The sequence below is a fragment of the Porticoccus sp. genome, from assembly GCA_023261185.1.
GTDB classification, from domain to species: domain Bacteria; phylum Pseudomonadota; class Gammaproteobacteria; order Pseudomonadales; family Porticoccaceae; genus Porticoccus; species Porticoccus litoralis.
In genome coordinates this window covers 15,490-31,860 of the sequence record JALRJN010000007.1, presented here as the reverse complement: position 1 = coordinate 31,860, position 16,371 = coordinate 15,490, and the positions used below count along the sequence as shown (strand labels likewise).

The 16,371-nt window shown below is 54.2% G+C and carries 18 protein-coding genes; 8 read left to right on the top strand and 10 right to left on the bottom strand.

Annotated elements, in window-relative coordinates; genetic code table 11:
* The 4 genes from lpxL to fabV all read right to left on the bottom strand — a co-directional run.
* A partial coding sequence (gene lpxL, locus ACYZYZ_RS00800; protein ID WP_461482915.1) for an LpxL/LpxP family Kdo(2)-lipid IV(A) lauroyl/palmitoleoyl acyltransferase occupies nt 1-728 on the bottom strand: 728 nt, incomplete at its 3' end.
* A 118-nt stretch (nt 729-846) separates the two neighbouring features.
* The gene (locus ACYZYZ_RS00795; protein WP_305169036.1) at nt 847-1,080 is read right to left on the bottom strand and encodes a DUF2789 domain-containing protein; all 234 of its coding nucleotides are present in this window, start codon (nt 1,078-1,080) and stop codon (nt 847-849) included.
* A gap of 54 nt (nt 1,081-1,134) precedes the next feature.
* Nucleotides 1,135-1,914, bottom strand: a complete 780-nt coding sequence (locus ACYZYZ_RS00790; protein ID WP_461482914.1) for an MBL fold metallo-hydrolase — start codon at nt 1,912-1,914, stop codon at nt 1,135-1,137.
* Between the two features lie 98 nt (nt 1,915-2,012).
* Nucleotides 2,013-3,200 carry an enoyl-ACP reductase FabV gene (fabV, locus tag ACYZYZ_RS00785; protein ID WP_461482913.1) on the bottom strand — a complete coding sequence of 396 codons (1,188 nt, stop codon included), beginning with the start codon at nt 3,198-3,200 and terminating at the stop codon, nt 2,013-2,015.
* A 177-nt stretch (nt 3,201-3,377) separates the two neighbouring features.
* Here fabV and ACYZYZ_RS00780 point away from each other — a divergent pair, with 177 nt between their 5' ends.
* A complete protein-coding gene (locus tag ACYZYZ_RS00780) occupies nt 3,378-3,773 on the top strand; it encodes a DoxX family protein (protein WP_461482912.1) in 396 nt (131 codons plus the stop codon).
* Between the two features lie 162 nt (nt 3,774-3,935).
* Complete coding sequence (locus ACYZYZ_RS00775; protein ID WP_305169040.1) at nt 3,936-5,039, top strand: phosphoribosylaminoimidazolesuccinocarboxamide synthase; 1,104 nt, start codon at nt 3,936-3,938, stop codon at nt 5,037-5,039.
* Here ACYZYZ_RS00775 and ACYZYZ_RS00770 read toward each other — a convergent pair.
* Nucleotides 4,999-5,574, bottom strand: coding sequence for a MarR family winged helix-turn-helix transcriptional regulator (locus ACYZYZ_RS00770; RefSeq protein ID WP_305169041.1), 576 nt, complete (start codon nt 5,572-5,574; stop codon nt 4,999-5,001). The two genes, ACYZYZ_RS00775 and ACYZYZ_RS00770, sit on opposite strands and share 41 nt — an antisense overlap.
* Nucleotides 5,575-5,809: 235 nt before the next feature.
* Here ACYZYZ_RS00770 and ectA point away from each other — a divergent pair, with 235 nt between their 5' ends.
* The 6 genes from ectA to ACYZYZ_RS00740 all read left to right on the top strand — a co-directional run bounded on the left by ectA (nt 5,810) and on the right by ACYZYZ_RS00740 (nt 11,737).
* Nucleotides 5,810-6,322, top strand: a complete 513-nt coding sequence (gene ectA, locus ACYZYZ_RS00765; RefSeq protein WP_461482911.1) for a diaminobutyrate acetyltransferase — start codon at nt 5,810-5,812, stop codon at nt 6,320-6,322.
* A 26-nt stretch (nt 6,323-6,348) separates the two neighbouring features.
* Nucleotides 6,349-7,656 carry a diaminobutyrate--2-oxoglutarate transaminase gene (ectB, locus tag ACYZYZ_RS00760; RefSeq protein ID WP_461482910.1) on the top strand — a complete coding sequence of 436 codons (1,308 nt, stop codon included), beginning with the start codon at nt 6,349-6,351 and terminating at the stop codon, nt 7,654-7,656.
* Between the two features lie 79 nt (nt 7,657-7,735).
* A complete protein-coding gene (locus ACYZYZ_RS00755) occupies nt 7,736-8,140 on the top strand; it encodes an ectoine synthase (protein WP_305169044.1) in 405 nt (134 codons plus the stop codon).
* 54 nt (nt 8,141-8,194) lie between these two features.
* Nucleotides 8,195-9,634 (top strand): aspartate kinase, encoded by a 1,440-nt coding sequence (locus tag ACYZYZ_RS00750; RefSeq protein ID WP_305169045.1) that lies wholly within the window; start codon nt 8,195-8,197, stop codon nt 9,632-9,634.
* A 34-nt stretch (nt 9,635-9,668) separates the two neighbouring features.
* Nucleotides 9,669-10,319, top strand: coding sequence for a class I SAM-dependent methyltransferase (locus tag ACYZYZ_RS00745; RefSeq protein WP_461482909.1), 651 nt, complete (start codon nt 9,669-9,671; stop codon nt 10,317-10,319).
* Nucleotides 10,316-11,737 (top strand): sodium/proline symporter, encoded by a 1,422-nt coding sequence (locus tag ACYZYZ_RS00740; RefSeq protein WP_461482908.1) that lies wholly within the window; start codon nt 10,316-10,318, stop codon nt 11,735-11,737. Before ACYZYZ_RS00745 ends, ACYZYZ_RS00740 begins: the two co-directional genes overlap by 4 nt.
* Here the strand turns inward: ACYZYZ_RS00740 and alr are convergent.
* The 5 genes from alr to pxpB form a co-directional block, all read right to left on the bottom strand.
* On the bottom strand, nt 11,710-12,819 hold the full coding sequence (gene alr / locus ACYZYZ_RS00735; protein WP_461482907.1) for an alanine racemase: 1,110 nt from the start codon (nt 12,817-12,819) through the stop codon (nt 11,710-11,712). The two genes, ACYZYZ_RS00740 and alr, sit on opposite strands and share 28 nt — an antisense overlap.
* A 41-nt stretch (nt 12,820-12,860) precedes the next feature.
* The gene (locus ACYZYZ_RS00730) at nt 12,861-13,718 is read right to left on the bottom strand and encodes an aminotransferase class IV (RefSeq protein ID WP_305169049.1); all 858 of its coding nucleotides are present in this window, start codon (nt 13,716-13,718) and stop codon (nt 12,861-12,863) included.
* 101 nt (nt 13,719-13,819) lie between these two features.
* The gene (locus ACYZYZ_RS00725) at nt 13,820-14,677 is read right to left on the bottom strand and encodes a DUF4392 domain-containing protein (protein ID WP_305169050.1); all 858 of its coding nucleotides are present in this window, start codon (nt 14,675-14,677) and stop codon (nt 13,820-13,822) included.
* Between the two features lie 45 nt (nt 14,678-14,722).
* On the bottom strand, nt 14,723-15,688 hold the full coding sequence (locus tag ACYZYZ_RS00720) for a 5-oxoprolinase subunit C family protein (RefSeq protein ID WP_305169051.1): 966 nt from the start codon (nt 15,686-15,688) through the stop codon (nt 14,723-14,725).
* Nucleotides 15,685-16,365 carry a 5-oxoprolinase subunit PxpB gene (gene pxpB, locus ACYZYZ_RS00715; protein ID WP_305169052.1) on the bottom strand — a complete coding sequence of 227 codons (681 nt, stop codon included), beginning with the start codon at nt 16,363-16,365 and terminating at the stop codon, nt 15,685-15,687. The genes ACYZYZ_RS00720 and pxpB overlap by 4 nt, the downstream gene beginning before the upstream one ends.
* Nucleotides 16,366-16,371 lie beyond the last annotated feature (6 nt).

Sequence of the window (16,371 nt, the reverse complement as noted above, 5' to 3'; positions counted from 1 at the left end):
AGACGGACATGGGAAAATGGCAATACGGCAGCATTCCCGGTTTTTGCAAATCGTGCAGTTGCCGTCACACTGGCGGCCTGTACACCAAAGAACGACGCAAAAACACTTTGCTTGCGACCGTAATCCTGGTCCGGGGCATACCAGATAATCCGCCCCTGGCGTAGGGCCTTGAACATACCCCTGACATCCTCCCTGGGATACACCACCCCGACAGGATCGCGTGCCCTGCGACCACGGCTTTGCACATAATCGTAGACGGGATTCTTGTGTGCCCTGTACATCCCATCAATGGAGTGCCGGGAGGACAAAGCGGAGGCGCCGATCTCCAGTGTGGTGTAGTGGATGGCCATGAGCAAAGCACCCCTACCGTTGAGCTGCTCAATTTGCTCCATGCCTTCCAATTGCACCAAACGATTAAAACGCCCAGTGGGCCACCACCAGGCAATCCCAATCTCAAAGAACGCGATGCCATAGCTGGTAAAATTATCCCGCAACAATTTTCGGCGCTGGGCTTCGTCCATATCCGGAAAGCAGAGCTTAAGGTTGATTTCAGCGATCTCGCGCCGGTAGCCGCCAATCCAGTACATGACCGCCCCCACCTGGGTTCCCAACCAGACAATTAGCGGATAAGGCAGCATAACCAGCAACCACCAGCAGCCGATGCCCAGCCAGGTCAGCCAGTATCGCGGATGTAAAAAGTGCCATTGGTACTGCTGATTTTCGTACATCTGACGTCCGTATTCTGCGGGGCTGGCATTATACGGGCAAAGCAGGCGAGCAGCGAGAGTCTCAACTTGTCATATCAGGAGTCTCAACCTCTCATATCAGGGGCCTCACTCTGTCGGGTCAGGAGCGTAGCAGCGCGTCAAGTTGGTCGACCTGTTCTGCCCAGTCGGAGTCGTTGGTGATCGCCTCTGCGATAAAGGCACGCTGGGCACAATTCCAAAAAGGCGCTGCGGCCAGATAGACATCACTCGGCAGAGGCTTGTGAGCCGCCACGAACCCCTCTATCTCCTGCTGGCTGGAGGGCAGGCCCAGTTGATCAAATAGGCCTGACAGTGTGTGAATATCAGTATCCATTTCTTCTGTATAGAAGGCGCAGACAGGGTTCGCAACAGGAATAAAGGATATTTGTTACGGCAACAGTACCCAGCGCTCTTCTCCAAAGGCCCAGTGCTGAGCAATCTTCTTCTGTGCTACGCCGTCTTCTTCCAGCTTGAGCAAATGTGCCCACAGGGACAATTTCGCCATGGGTAAGAGATCGGTACTGACATCGCTGTAGACATGTTTCAGTAGTGTATCCATCCCGGATTCACCCAAATGTCGAAGCGCCTCAATAACCCTCTGCTCCCGCTGAAGCCGGTGGTTAACTATCTGCTCCAGAACACCCGCCGGATTATTCAGCAGATCGCCATGGCCAGGCGCAATGGTGTTAATGGAATAGTTCATCAAATGCCGGGTAGATCGAATGTAGGCCGCCATATTGCCGCTGGGGGGAATAATCACCACGGAGGAGCCCTGCATAATGTGATCCCCGGAAAAGAGCATGCCCTCTTCCTGCAGCAGGAAGCAGAACTGGTTGGCTACATGGCCCGGTGTATGGATTGCCTCAAGAATAAATTCCGGGGATTCCAGCAATTGTCCGTGGTTGAGGTTTTCCTCCACCTCGAAGGTGCGGTCCTGATGACCATCATCAGCCATGACACAACCAATCATCTTTGCGCCGGTGACATTCGAGATCTGTTTGGCTGCTGGTGAATGATCTGGGTGGGTATGGGTCACCAGAATCCAGCGCAAACGGTCACCGCAGAAGGTAAGCAATTGATCTATGTGCGAGGGAATGGCAGGCCCCGGATCAATCAGTGCCAGCTCTCGGTTACCCACCAAATAGCTGTTGGTCCCGGGACCAGTCATGAGGTTGCTGTTCGGCGCGGTCACCCGCCTAACCAGAGGAGACAGTCGGTACAACGTCATTGCATCCTGTTTTTGCAGCCCCCTCTTTGTTCAGCCCCCTAAACCAGGTTTTTGATGGGTACGACGGGGTCCACATCCGCGTCGTAATCAACGCCCTCAATATCAAAACCAAATAGCTTGAGGAACTCGTGCTTGTAACCCTTGAAGTCGGTCAGTTCCGGAATATTCTCGGTGGTAATGCGGGACCAATCTTCAGACACCCGCTGCTGAATTTCTGGACGCAGTTCCAGTTCATCCACACGTATCCGGCCTTCACTATCCATTCTCGGGTCATCACTATAGAGGCACTCGGTATACAAGCGATATAACTGCTCAATACACCCCTCGTGGGTGCCCGCGTCCTTCATGGCCTTGAACAGCAGGGCAAGATAGAGCGGCATAATGGGAATGGCCGAACTAGCCTGTGTTACCACAGCCTTCAGTACCGCCACCCGAGCATCACCACCAATTGCTGCTAGTTGCTCACGAATACCGCGCACCTTCTTGTCGAGGTCTTTTTTCGCCTGACCAATGGTGCCATCCCAGTAGAGATCCCAGGTCACTTTCTCGCCCACGTAGGTAAATGCTGCGGTCTTGGCGCCTTCTGACAGCACCCCGGCTGAATCCAGAGCTTCCATCCACATCTGCCAGTCTTCACCACCCATCACCGCAACAGTGTTGGCAATTTCTTCATCACTGGCCGCTTCCAGAGAAAACTCCTGAATTTCTTCCTTATCGGTGTTAATGCCCCGCAAGGTCACATCCTTACCAATGGGCTTAAGTGTGGAGTTAAACAGTTCACCGGTTTTTGGGTGCTGGCGGCGAGGTGAAGCCAGGCTGTAGATCACCAGGTCCACCTGTCCTAGGTCAGCCTTGATCGTCTCAATGGCTTTCTGTTTGATCTCATCGGAGAAGGCATCACCGTTGATGCTTTTTGCATACAGGCCCTCTGCCTCCGCGAATTTGTGGAAAGCTGCCGAGTTGTACCAGCCGGCTGTACCCGGTTTCTTGTCAGCACCCTCTTTCTCAAAAAAGATACCCAGCGTAGACGCTCCACAGCCAAAGGCAGCAGTAATTCTTGCGGCCAGCCCGTACCCCGTGGAAGCTCCGATCACCAGCACTCTCTTGGGCCCATCAAAAGATCCCTGACTTTTGATGTAGTCAATCTGCTGTTTGACATTGGCCTCACAGCCCACCGGATGGGTGGTAATGCACATAAAGCCACGGACTCTCGGTTTGATAATCATTGCCAGTCTCCACTAGTTACTCTGACGGGTATCGCTGCCCAATACGGGCGCCATCATACCTTGAAGGCCGAAGCTGACCAAGAAACTCACCGCCGTGAATAGGAAAGATTGCTGTGCGCTGCTAATATCACCGAAATACCCCGGTTATTTCCAGCATAGTGCAGGAGTCAGGCAACCATGAATTACTACCAATCACTGGCAACATTTCTATTGAGACTCGGTCTTGGCATCATGATTCTGTTGCACGGGGTAGCGAAAATTATCAACCCGGGTACCCTAGACTTTATCAGCGGTAAGCTAAGCAATTTTGGCTTGCCCAGCGAGCTGGCCTACCTGGTATATCTCGGTGAAGTGCTTGCGCCCCTGATGGTCATTTTTGGTTACTTCAACCGCCTGGGTGCCATTTTAATTGCTGGCAACATGCTGGCCGCCATCATCCTGGTTCACGGCGGTGATGTCTTTTCCCTCACAAACCATGGTGGCTGGGGTATTGAACTGCAGGGCATGTTCCTGCTAGCTGCCATAGCCGTGGCCCTTCAGGGAACCGGCAAGTACGCCCTGCGACCCGACTAAATCATCAACAAGAATGACGCGCGGCATCTGGTGCCGCGTTCACGTTCTGGTAGAATTTCCCGCCTTCACTGGTCGGGTTTGCTAAACCCGAAATGCACACTGGCAGCGGAGACAGGCTGAGCAATAACGTAATTATCTCCGCCGATGACAGGACACAACACAATGAACCTCGCCGATAAAGTACTGGCCGTCAACGACGACCTGCCCATTCGCACCCACGACCCTATCCATAGCGGCAAAGTTCGCTCTGTCTACTGGCTGACAGAATCAGATAGTCGCCGTCTAATTAAAGAACGCGGCTACGATGTGGCGGCAGACGCCCCTCTGGCTATCATGGTAATCAGCGACAGAATTTCTGCCTTTGATTGTATCTGGCACGGCGAAGGTGGCATGAATGGGGTGCCTGGCAAAGGCGCCGCCCTCAACGCCATCTCCAATCACTGGTTCAAGCTGTTCAGAGAGAAAGGCCTAGCGGATAGCCATATTCTGGAAATCCCCCACCCGCTGGTGTGGATTGTGCAAAAAGCAGAGCCCGTAATGATTGAGGCCATTTGCCGACAGTACATTACCGGTTCCATGTGGCGCTCCTACCTCAAGGGTGAAAGGGAATTCTGTGGAATCCAATTGCCTGACGATCTGCAAAAAGACCAGAAGCTTCCCGAACTGCTGATCACACCATCCACCAAAGGCATCATGACCGGACTGCCGGGTATTCCCGAAGCAGATGATGTGAATATTTCACGGGCCGATATCGAAAACAATTATCAGGCTTTTAACTTCCGCAGCCTCGGTGATATCGATCGCTACGAAGTGCTGTTGAAAGAAGGCTTTGACGTGATCAGCAATGCCCTTGCGTCGATTGACCAGATTTTCGTGGATACCAAATTCGAGTTCGGCTACGTCACCGACAGCCATGGCCAGCGCAAACTGATCTACATGGATGAAGTAGGCACCCCTGACTCATCCAGAATCTGGGACGGCCCCAGCTACCGAAATGGTGAGGTGGTTGAAAACTCCAAGGAAAGCTTCAGACAGCTGCTGCTTAACCACTTCCCCGACCCAGACATTCTGCTCAACAAGGATCGGATGGATGAGCGCAAGGCATTGGCACAACACAATGCACTGCCGGAATCCGTACTGATGGAAGTATCAAAAACCTATGTATCCATCGCTGAGCGAATCACTGGCGAAACACTGCATTTACCAGAAAACCCCAAAGCCGAAATTATTCAGATTCTGCGTGACGAATACGCACTGATCGATTGACCTCTTCGCCGGACAGCAGCGGGTTTTCTGAGCCCGCTGCTGCTCCCTTTTCCGCCGGGGTAGAAGAGCGGTCCAGCGTGCCGATATCCAGGATTGGCGAGGCATCAATGTGTTGGGCATCCATCATTTCAGCAATCCGCTGCAGGGACGAAAGAATCATGTTCTGCTCCCAGTTATGCAGCTCGTCAAATTGCCTGGCAAAGTGCTCCTGCAATGGCATGGGCGCATCCTGAAGCACCTGTTCAGCTTTATCCGTGAGAAAAGCATGAACCTTCCGCTTGTCCTCTGTTGACCGCTGTCGGTATACCAGACCGCGTTTCTCCAGCCGATCAATAATCGTCGTTACCGTCGCCTGACTGAGACTGATCTCCTCCGCCAGCTCACCAATCGTTACCTGCCCACGGTCCCTTATCGCCTGTAAAAGGAGGATCTGGGGTGCGGTAAGTCCGCTGGTCTTGGCCAGATGCTTGGAATATAAATCCGTCGCCCGGATAACCCGCCGCAGGGCGATCAATACCTGTTCTATCGATTCCAACGTCACTTCCCCCAATCAGCTTCAGGCACAGTATATGCCGAACACTCTCCTCCTATGGATAGCTGTCCGTTTGGATCGCTTGCCTGTTTTCTGTATAATACTTCGAACTCTAAACAATATTTAATCCCTGACTTGAAAATTATCTATGAAAACCCCATAGAAATCTGAGAATACTAAAAATCGAACAAAAAAATATTATTTGAACTATACATATTTACCCGAGAATTTTTACCCAATGAATCACGCCACTTCATTTCGTCCACCGCTGCCGGAAGATGGTGCACAGGTACATCAACTGGTATCTGAGTGCCCGCCTCTAGACCAGAACTCCGTCTACTGCAATCTGCTGCAATGCTCGCATTTTCGAGACACGTCGGTTGCTGTAGACATGGGCGATCGACTGGTTGGCTTTATTTCTGGCTACCTGATACCCGATCGACCAGACACGCTGTTCATCTGGCAAGTTGCCGTCCACGAACAGGCCCGTGGTCTTGGCCTGGCTAGCCGAATGCTGCTCGAGATACTCAGGCGACCGCAGTGCGCCAAGGTTTCCTACCTGGAAACCTCCATAACGGCTGACAACCAGGCTTCCTGGGGGCTGTTCAAACGCCTTGCAGACCGCCTGGACACCAACACACAAGATTCAACCCTATTTGACCGGGACAGGCACTTTCGGGGTCAACACGACACCGAATGCCTCGTCAAAATTGGGCCATTTAATAATGCACAGGTCATTGAGGCCTCATAACTCACTCAGGAAGAGGACACTCCATTATGAAAATTTTTGAAGAGATCGAATCAGAAGTTCAGAGCTACGCCCGTTTTTTCCCGCGCGTCTTCAACAAAGCGCAGGGCGAATTCCTTTACGACGAGGAAGGCAACCAGTACCTGGACTTTCTCGCCGGAGCCGGCACCCTCAATTACGGACACAACAACCCAGTATTCAAAGAGAAACTACTTGAGTATATCCACCAGGATGGCATCACCCACGGCCTGGATCTGCACACCAAGGCAAAAGGTGAATTCCTGGAAAGTTTTAACGAGAAGATCCTCAAGCCCCGCAACCTCGAATATGTCATGCAGTTTACCGGCCCCACCGGCACCAACGCCGTGGAAGCGGCGCTTAAGCTGGCCCGCAACATCAAGGGCCGGGAAAATATCATCGCATTTACCAATGGCTTCCACGGGGTCAGCCTCGGTTCCCTGTCGGCCACCGGCAATTCACACCACCGCGGTGCTGCCGGGGTAAGCCTCAGCGGCACCAGCCGTATGCCCTATGACGGCTACCTGGGAGATCACATCGACACCACCATCTACCTGGACAAGGTACTGACCGACTCCAGCAGCGGCATCGACAAACCCGCGGCGGTGATCGTGGAAACGGTTCAGGGCGAAGGTGGCATCAATGCCGCCAGCTTCGAATGGCTACGCAACCTGGAAAAAATCTGCCGCAAGCACGATGTGTTGTTGATTGTCGATGATATTCAGGCAGGCTGTGGTCGCACCGGAACCTATTTCAGTTTCGAAGAAGCGGGCATCTATCCCGACATCATCACCATGTCGAAATCACTGGGCGGCTACGGCCTGCCCTTTGCCGTGGTGCTGATTCGTCCGGAGCTGGACCACTGGAAGCCCGGTGAGCACAACGGGACTTTCAGGGGCAACAACTTTGCCTTTGTCACTGCCAAGGCGGCTATCGACCATTACTGGGCTGACAACCAGTTCTCCAAACAAGTTAAGAAAAAAGGCGAATACGTGTCACAGCGCCTCAATACCATCGTCGACCAATATGGTGATGGCAACTTTACTACTCGCGGTCGGGGAATGTTTCAGGGCATCAACTGTGTCAATGGTGAACTAGCAGAAAAAATTACCCGCAGCGCATTTAAGCAGGGCCTCATTATCGAAACCAGTGGCGCCGATGATCAAGTCGTAAAACTGCTTTGCCCGCTGATTATCAGTGAGGAAAATCTCACCCGCGGTATCGATATCATCGAAAACACCATTCGCGAAGTTTGCGCAAAAGAAGACAGCATCCCTGCCCAGAAAAAATACTTCAACGTTAAACGGCTGGCCAGCTGAACCAGCGTCCCGATGTGATAGCGCCCTTCAAAGTATCGAAGGGCGTCATTTACCCTTTTATTCAAGCGCCGAGGACAACATGATCGTCAGACAACTGCAACAAGCCGAACAAACTAACCGCCGTATTGTTTCCCCTGATGGCAACTGGGAAAGTACACGCATGCTGCTGAAAGATGACAGCATGGGGTTTTCCTTCCATATCACCACCATCTACGCCGGTGCCGATTTCCACATGCACTACCAGAACCACCTGGAATCGGTTTACTGCATGTCCGGCGAGGGTGAAGTGGAGACGCTCGACGACGGCAAAAAATACCCGATAACACCGGGCACGCTATACATTCTGGACAAACACGACCGTCACATACTCAGGGCATTCAAGGAAATGAAAATGGCCTGTGTCTTCAACCCTCCTCTGAATGGCAAGGAAGTTCACAACGCAGAAGGCGCCTATGAGCTGAACGCCGACAGCGTCGAAGCCTGATCGCACCCCTTAACAACGCATTTCACTAACCCCAATGACAGGAGTGATTTTTTAATGGGTTTTCACAGCGTGGAAAAAATTGGCGGAACTTCCATGAACGATTACGCTGCTGTGCGGGATAACATTATCCATCGTCCAGCGGGTGATACGCTTTACCAGCGTGTCTTTGTCGTCTCGGCTTACGGAGGCGTTACCGATCAGCTGCTTGAACATAAAAAAACCGGACAACCAGGTATCTTTGCCTCGTTTGCCAACGGTGTTAAGGATGACAGCTGGCAGGACTTACTGATAGAACTGAAAAGACGCTTATTTGCCATTAACGAAGCACTCTTTCCCGAAAGGGATCTGCTCACCCGTGCCAATGAATTCATCGGCAGCCGCCTCAACGAAGCAGAACGCTGTCTTACCGACCTGAAGAAGCTCTGCCAACACGGCCATTTTGCACTGGACGTCCACCTGGCCACGGTCAGGGAGATGCTTGCCAGCATCGGAGAGGCCCATAGCGCATGGAATACTGCTCAACTTCTACAAAGGGATGGGGTCAATGCCTGCTTTGTCGATCTCACAGGCTGGAAAACCAACCGTCACATTTCCCTGGACGAACGCATTCAATCCGCGTTCAAGGATCTGGACCTCGACACCCAACTGCCTATTGTTACAGGTTATGCACACACAGATAGCGGGCTGATGTCCTCGTTTGACCGTGGGTACAGTGAAATGACCTTTTCGCGCCTAGCCGTGATAACCGGCGCCAGGGAAGCCATCATCCATAAGGAATTTCACCTCAGCAGCGCTGATCCCCGGGTTGTGGGCAATGAAAATGCCGTCCCCATTGGCCGGACAAATTACGATGTGGCCGACCAGCTGGCTAACCTGGGCATGGAGGCCATCCACCCCAAGGCGGCCAAAGGCCTGCGTCAGAACCAGATTCCATTGCGGGTAAAAAATACCTTTGAACCGGAACATAGCGGCACCCTTATCACCAGCGACTACGTCAGTGATAAACCCTGTGTAGAGATTATCGCCGGCTGCCGTGGCATCTTTGCCATTGAACTGTTCAATCAGGATATGGCGGGGAATTATGCGCAGAGCGACAGCGCCATTCTCGGCATCATCGAGCGTTTTCGGGGGCACGTGGTGTCCAAGGACATCAATGCCAACACCATTACCCACTACCTGTCCACGAACCTGAAAACCGTCAAACGTATTTGTCGTGAACTGGAAAATCTGTTTCCGGAAGCTGAAATCAACCAGCAAAAGGTCGCCATTGTCTCTGCCATTGGTAGTGACATGCAGGTACCCGGCCTCTTGGCGAAAACGGTCGCCGCGCTGGCGGAGCAAGACATCAGCGTACTGGCCATGCACCAGTCCATGCGACAGGTGGATATGCAGTTTGTAATCAGTGAAGACGACTGGGAGAGCGCCATCCAGAGCCTCCACCGCCATCTGGTAGAGGTCCACGACCATGGTCGCGCCATATGCCTTGCCTCATGATGGAAAAGGCATCTGACATGCGCGGCTACTGGTGATGAATGACGCCAGCGTACAAACAGAATCCCTGCGAAGCAGTGAGAGTCAGTTTTATGTCCACGGCATAAAGGCGCTGAAACCAAATCACCCGGAAGTGGCCAATTTGATTGAAGAGGGCTTTCAACCCAGTGATTTTGGTTCCCGCATCTGGCGCTCCAGCTATTTGCTGATCGAATATCTTTCCCGTCACTCCCTGAGTGGGACGCGACAGGCCATGGAACTCGGATGTGGCTGGGGACTGGCAGGCACGTACCTGCAAAAAACCTTCGATGTAGAAGTTATTGCCACAGACAGGGATGCCGACGTCTTCCCTTTCCAGCAGCTGGTGTGCCGACACAATGATATCGACATGCAGACCCAACATTGCAGCCTGTCCGGTCTGCGCGAACATGATCTCAGGGATATTGAGCTGATGATTGGTGCCGATATCTGTTACTCCGACGACAACGCCCGCGACATTGAACGTCTCTGCCTCCACATGACCCGTCAACAGGGCGTCGAACTGATTTTGGCCGATAGTGGCAGAGCACCCTTCCTGAACCTTGTCGAGAGACTTGGGCTCCGCTATTCCGTGAAAATGACGCCACTGACATTGGAATTGCCGACTGCGGTCAGCGGCCATATTCTGCACGCTGTCATCTCACCGTGATCATTTCATTTGTTGCCTTCCTGCTCATGTTTACCGTGATCGGCCTGCTATCCGCCAGGAAGAGTCGTGGCACCAAGCACGACTATTACCTGGCCAGCAGCTCGGTATCGCCCTGGCTGGTAGGCCTCTCAGCGGTCGCCACCAACAACAGCGGTTACATGTTCATCGGTGTTATCGGTTACACCTATATGGTTGGTCTCTCGGCCATCTGGCTCATGCTGGGGTGGATTACCGGCGACTTCCTCGCATCACAGTTTGTCCATCACCGTCTGCGCGAACAGGCGCCAAAAACCGCTGAAGTCAGTTATGTGGGCATTCTCAGCAGCTGGTACGGTGATCGTCACCATGGCCAGCAACGCACCATGGGAATTATTTCCCTGATTTTCCTGCTGGCCTATGCCAGTGCCCAGCTGGTGGCCGGCAGCAAGGCACTCCAGGTATTGTTTGAATGGCCGTCCTGGGCTGGAGCCACCCTGTCGGCGACCCTGGTGACTTTGTACTGTTTTGCCGGTGGCATACGCGCCTCCATCTGGACCGACGCGGCGCAATCCTCTGTGATGATTGTCGCCATGGGATTACTGATGCTTGCCGCCATCAGTTCTCTGGGCGGTCTCCAGTCCGTTTATCAGGAAATGTCGCAACTACAGGGATTTCTCGACTGGTACCCCTCAGACCTTGCATTTCCTGGTGTTGCCGGCGGTATCCTCTTTGCTGTCAGCTGGATGTTCGCGGGCCTATCCGTGATTGGGCAACCACACATCATGGTTCGCTTTATGACACTCAAGGACAGCAGACAGATGAACCGCGCTCGCTGCTGGTACTACCTCTGGTACCTGGCGTTTTACGCCATGGCGACAGGCGTCGGTATGCTATCGAGAATCTATCTCAGGGATACCGCCAGCTTTGACGCTGAACTGGCGCTGCCAACCATGGCTCTGGAGCTGTTTCCACCCCTGCTGGTTGGACTGATACTGGCAGGGATCTTCGCCGCCACTATGTCCACGGCAGACTCACTGGTGCTGAGCTGTTCGGCAACCCTTACCCATGACCTGCTACCACAGAGGATCGAGAAAACATGGCTGATGAAAGTCGTCACCGTACTAGTCACTCTCGGCGCATTAATTTGGGCACTGGGCAACAGCCAAAGCGTATTCAGCCTGGTGGTGATGGCTTGGTCGGGTCTGGCGAGTGCGTTTGCCCCGCTCTTGCTGTTTCTCTGTCTTGGAAAGCGACCAACGCCCTCCCTGAGCCTGATAGCCATTGCCGGAGGGCTTGGCTGCGCCATGTTATGGCGCTGGCTGGGCTGGCATCAGGCTGTCTACGAAGGAATGGCAGGGATTCTGGCAGGGCTACTGATCCTCACCCTGGGGTTACAACTGGGCTATCGAACTCAGCTGCCTGAGTCTGCTCCGAGATAAACTCTTGGCACTCTACGGGGCATGCGTGTCAGTAATTCATAACTGATAGTAGCCGCCCTTCTGGCCACCTCATTGACGGGCAACCCACTGCCCCACAGCACCACTTCGTCACCGACAGCGACATCCTGCAGGCTGGTGACATCTACGGTAATCATATCCATGGATACCCGACCCACCATGGGACAGCGCTGGCCTTTGATCAGCACAGGGGTGCCGTCCGGCGCGTGAACGGGATAGCCATCGCCGTAGCCCATGGCAACCGTGGCAATACGGCTCGGTTGGCGGGCGCTCCAGCGGGCGCCATAACCAACGGTCTCACCAGGCGGCACCTCACGAAGCGCTATGACAGAAGATTTTAACGTCATCACTGGCTGCAACTGATCGGCCAATGTATTTGGCTCCTGGAAAGGAGAACTGCCGTACAGCATGATGCCGGGTCGATTCCAGTCGGCCCGACACTCGGGCCAGCCAAGGAGTGCCGCAGAGTTTGCCAGACTCAGCGCGATATTCCCCTCGCCAGACAGACCGGCCATTCCCGCATTGAAGCGGGCCAGCTGTTGCCGGGTAAAATCATTATCCAGCTCATCGGCACAGGCGAAATGGGTAGCCACGACAATACCACTGGCGACATGGTCGCAGGCGTTTAATGCCACATAGGTGGCCACCAGTTCCTCGGGGCGAATGCCCAGGCGGTGCATACCACTATCCACGCACAGCCAGATCTTTAGTGCGCTGGCAGGCCTGGAAGCCAGCACGGCCTCCAACTGCTCACGGTTTACCACCGAAACCCAGAAGTCATGCCGAGCAGCAACATCAATCTCGTCACGGCTGAACGCGCCCTCCAGCAAGCAGATTGGTTTGACGATTCCCGACTCCCGCAACTCCAGCGCTTCCTCGGTACAGGCAACACCGAACGCGGGCACCAGATCCTCTATCGCACGGGCCACCGCAACTGCGCCATGGCCATAGGCATTGGCCTTGATGATGGCCATGGTGCGGGACTGGGGCGCCAGCTGATTAGCCAGCGCCACGTTGTGGCGTAGAGCATTTAAATCAATCAGGGCTTTTGCGGGTCTGGACATGAATATTGTGTTATCTCAAATAGGCTCGTTGAGCGTTTTAATCAGTAATCAAACTTACCGGCAGAATAAATTTTCTGCGCCTGCAACCAGATATCCCCGACCTCACCATTGCCAACCGGTCGACCATCCACAGCAATAACAGGTACCACCTCTTTAGATGAACTGGTGACCCAGACTTCATCGGCAGCATAGACCTCGGCCTTGGTGACAGTCCGCTCCTGCACAGGAATCTGCCCGTCTTTGCGCAGCAGATCCAGCAGGATGTAACGGGTGATGCCCGGCAGCTTGTACTGGTCCAGGGGCGGGGTAATCACCACCCCATCCTTAACGATATAGGCATTACAGGCGCTGGCCTCGGTCAGTTCTTCCCGCTCGTTGAACAGTAAGGTTTCATCGACTCCCTGCTGGTAGCCATGCTGAAAATGCATGACATTGCCAAGCAGCGCCGTGGATTTGATATGGCAGCGCTCCCAGCGCAAATCGCGGTCAGTGACCACACGGAAAGCCTTGACCCTGCTTTTGTCGGCCACGGGCTCGGCGGGTATTTCAAAGGTGAAGGCAAATACCGTCGGTGAGACATTCTCCGGGTAGGCGTGAAAACGCCGGCTATCCGCACCGCGACTGACATGGAGATAAAGGCCCAGGTTACCGCTGCCATTGCGCTCTATCAGCGTATCGCAAACGGCTTTCCACCGGGTTCTACTCCAATCCAGTTTGATGCCGACTGCAGACAACCCCTGGCTCATACGTTCCATATGCGGGTCAAAGCCCACCATACGGCCAGCATAGGAAGGCAGAACCTCGTAAATACCATCACCGAACAGGAACCCCCTGTCCATGGGCGAAATACGGGCTTCCTCCATGGGTAAATAGTCGCCATTTAAAAATACTGTGCTCATTGTTTTCTCAGCTCTTTACCCAATTGCCAAGGTTATTCCACACCCGAAAAAAGCGACCGATCTTAGCAGTGCCCTTTCACCCTGAAAAGCATAGCGGACACTTAACGGCCGCCCCTGGCTTCATTCACCAGCTGCTGTAGGCCCGCCACCAGCAGCTTGCCACTTTCACAGGGCAAGCCATCTTCGGAGAGCGTGTTTTCTCTGGTCACTCCATCGACACTGCCCCTTTCCGCCAGATATTCGAGTACTTCACGGTTATCCCACTGTGAGAGGTAATCGATATCAGACCAGTAACTGAGCATGGCCACCAGGCCATGGGCCGCCCAATTGGACACATCGGCAATCACCAATTCATCACAGCGGGTGGCAGAGGGCGTAATATCCAGTGATGCTAAAGCTTCGACAAGATTTCCCATGCCAATCTCATTGCCGCCATCGCCGATGGCAATACTGGGGCAGTCGGCCAGGGTCAGAAAATCATCAAAACAGAAGGTGTGCTCACTGATATCCTCGCCACGCATATTGTAGTAACGACCATCCCTGGCCCGTCCCGGCAGCTCAATACTTACCACCAGCTCGGGGCATATGTTCGCCAGCACCTCACGGATACGCTCAGGCAGTTGTGGGGAAATACCCACTGGCATCGCCTCTACCCGAAAATCACCGGTCAAGGACATCGCCAACTGTTCGCTACAGACCAGTATCGGTTCCGCACCCTGACCTTCGAGCGCCCTGTAAAGTGCAATGGCACCGGCTGGCCCATCGGTTTCAAACGTGTCCAGAACCGGAAAACCCGTGCCAATCAAAACCGGACCGCGACACGCTCTTAAACGCTCGGCAGCCCTCAGGCAATAGCCCGGGCGCAGGTGGGCCCGCAGGTCCGCCATACCCCGCATATTTCTCTCCACCAGTAATTGCTCGATGCGCTCGCTGAGTAACTGGTCATGTTCATTTGTCATGGACACCTCATTCAACCTAAGGCTCTCTATCCAGCTGAAGGCTCTTTACCCCGCTGAAGGCTCTTTACTTGGACAGACTACCGGCTGTATTTGCTCAAATTGTTTGGTGGCCTGCAGTCTCACCTGCCGAGCCTTGTCGACCGTTATCGGTGCAAAAGATACCCTGCCACCCGCCGGCAACTGTGCCAGTAGCGGCAGGTCTACGGACAGCACCGCGCCCAGTTTGGGATAACCCCCAATCGTCTGGCGATCACTGAGCAGCACGATGGGCTGGCCATCAGGGGGCACCTGAACTGCGCCCAGGCAAATGCCCTCGGAAAGCATATCCGGCATTCGGCAATGCACTGCCGGCCCTTCCAGTCGATATCCCATCCTGTCGCTCTGGCTGGACACCTGGTATTCCCCCGCATAAAAGCGCTCCCGCTCAGACGGAGCAAAGGCATCATGCTGGTAACCCATCACCATCCTCAACAACACTCGCCGGTTATAGACCGGGCGATAGCCCGTGGGCACTTTCAAGCAGTCCCCGCTATCAACTTGAGGACATGGCAGGCGATCCCCTCCCACCAGTTTACGACCCTCCATACCCCCTATGCCCTCTCGTAATACTGTAGCAGTGCTCCCCAGAACCGCTGGCACCATCAACCCACCAGCGGTGGCCAGATAGGCTCGCACTCCGGCTCTGGCAAAGCCCACCGAAATTTTGTCCCCGGGATAAACAGAGTGACTGCGCCAACCTTCAATAGGTCTGCCATTGATGGCCAGTGGCATATCGGCACCGCAGACGGCAATTCGGGTGGTTACCTCAGCGACAAGCTCCAGGCCACCTACGGTAATTTCAAGAGATGATGCACCCGAGGGGTTTCCGCATAGCCGGTTTGCCCAGGCAAACGCTAGGGAGTCTGCGGGGCCTCCAGTGGTCAACCCCAAGCGGTGATAGCCAATGCGTCCACCATCCTGAATCAGGGTCATGACTCCAGGCTTGATAACCTGGAAGCCGACTGCGCTCACAGCTCACCTCCCATCGAGATGAATTCGCTGCGATCAATGGCAAAAAAACGTACCCGATCCCCAACTTCCACCGGCATCGGTGGGTCTGCCTGCAGGTCAAACATCAACAACGGGCAGCGGCCAATCAAATTCCAGCCACCGGGGGAAATGGAGGGATACACCGCAGTCTGTCGCCCGGCAATGCCCACACTACCCTGTCGCACCCGAGGTCTCGGTGTTGCCAGGCGAGGATGAGCAATACGCTCGTCCACCTCTCCCAGGTAAGCAAACCCGGGGGCAAAGCCGATGGCGTAAACCCGGTACTCCCGGGCCTGGTGTAAGTCCACGATGTCGGAGATAGAGAGGCCTGTCTGACTGGCCATGACTCGCAAGTCAGGTCCGGATTCCTCGCTGTAATAAACCGGCAGTTCCACCAGCTTGGCACGGCGCTCAGATGCTCTACCCTTGGCCTCCGCCAACAGCGCGGGGATCTGTGAACACAAGCGGCCGTAATCGGTTTTGTACAGGTCATAAATCAACAGCAGGGAGGCATAGGAGGGCACCAGATCCACCAGCAAATCTCCGAGCGCCTGTTCCAACACTTGAACGGCCCGCTGTACCTGATCGGAGACCTCCGGGCTGAGGTGATCGGAAAGATAAATGATCAGGGCATTTTCACCTGCAACGGCGATTTTCACGATACT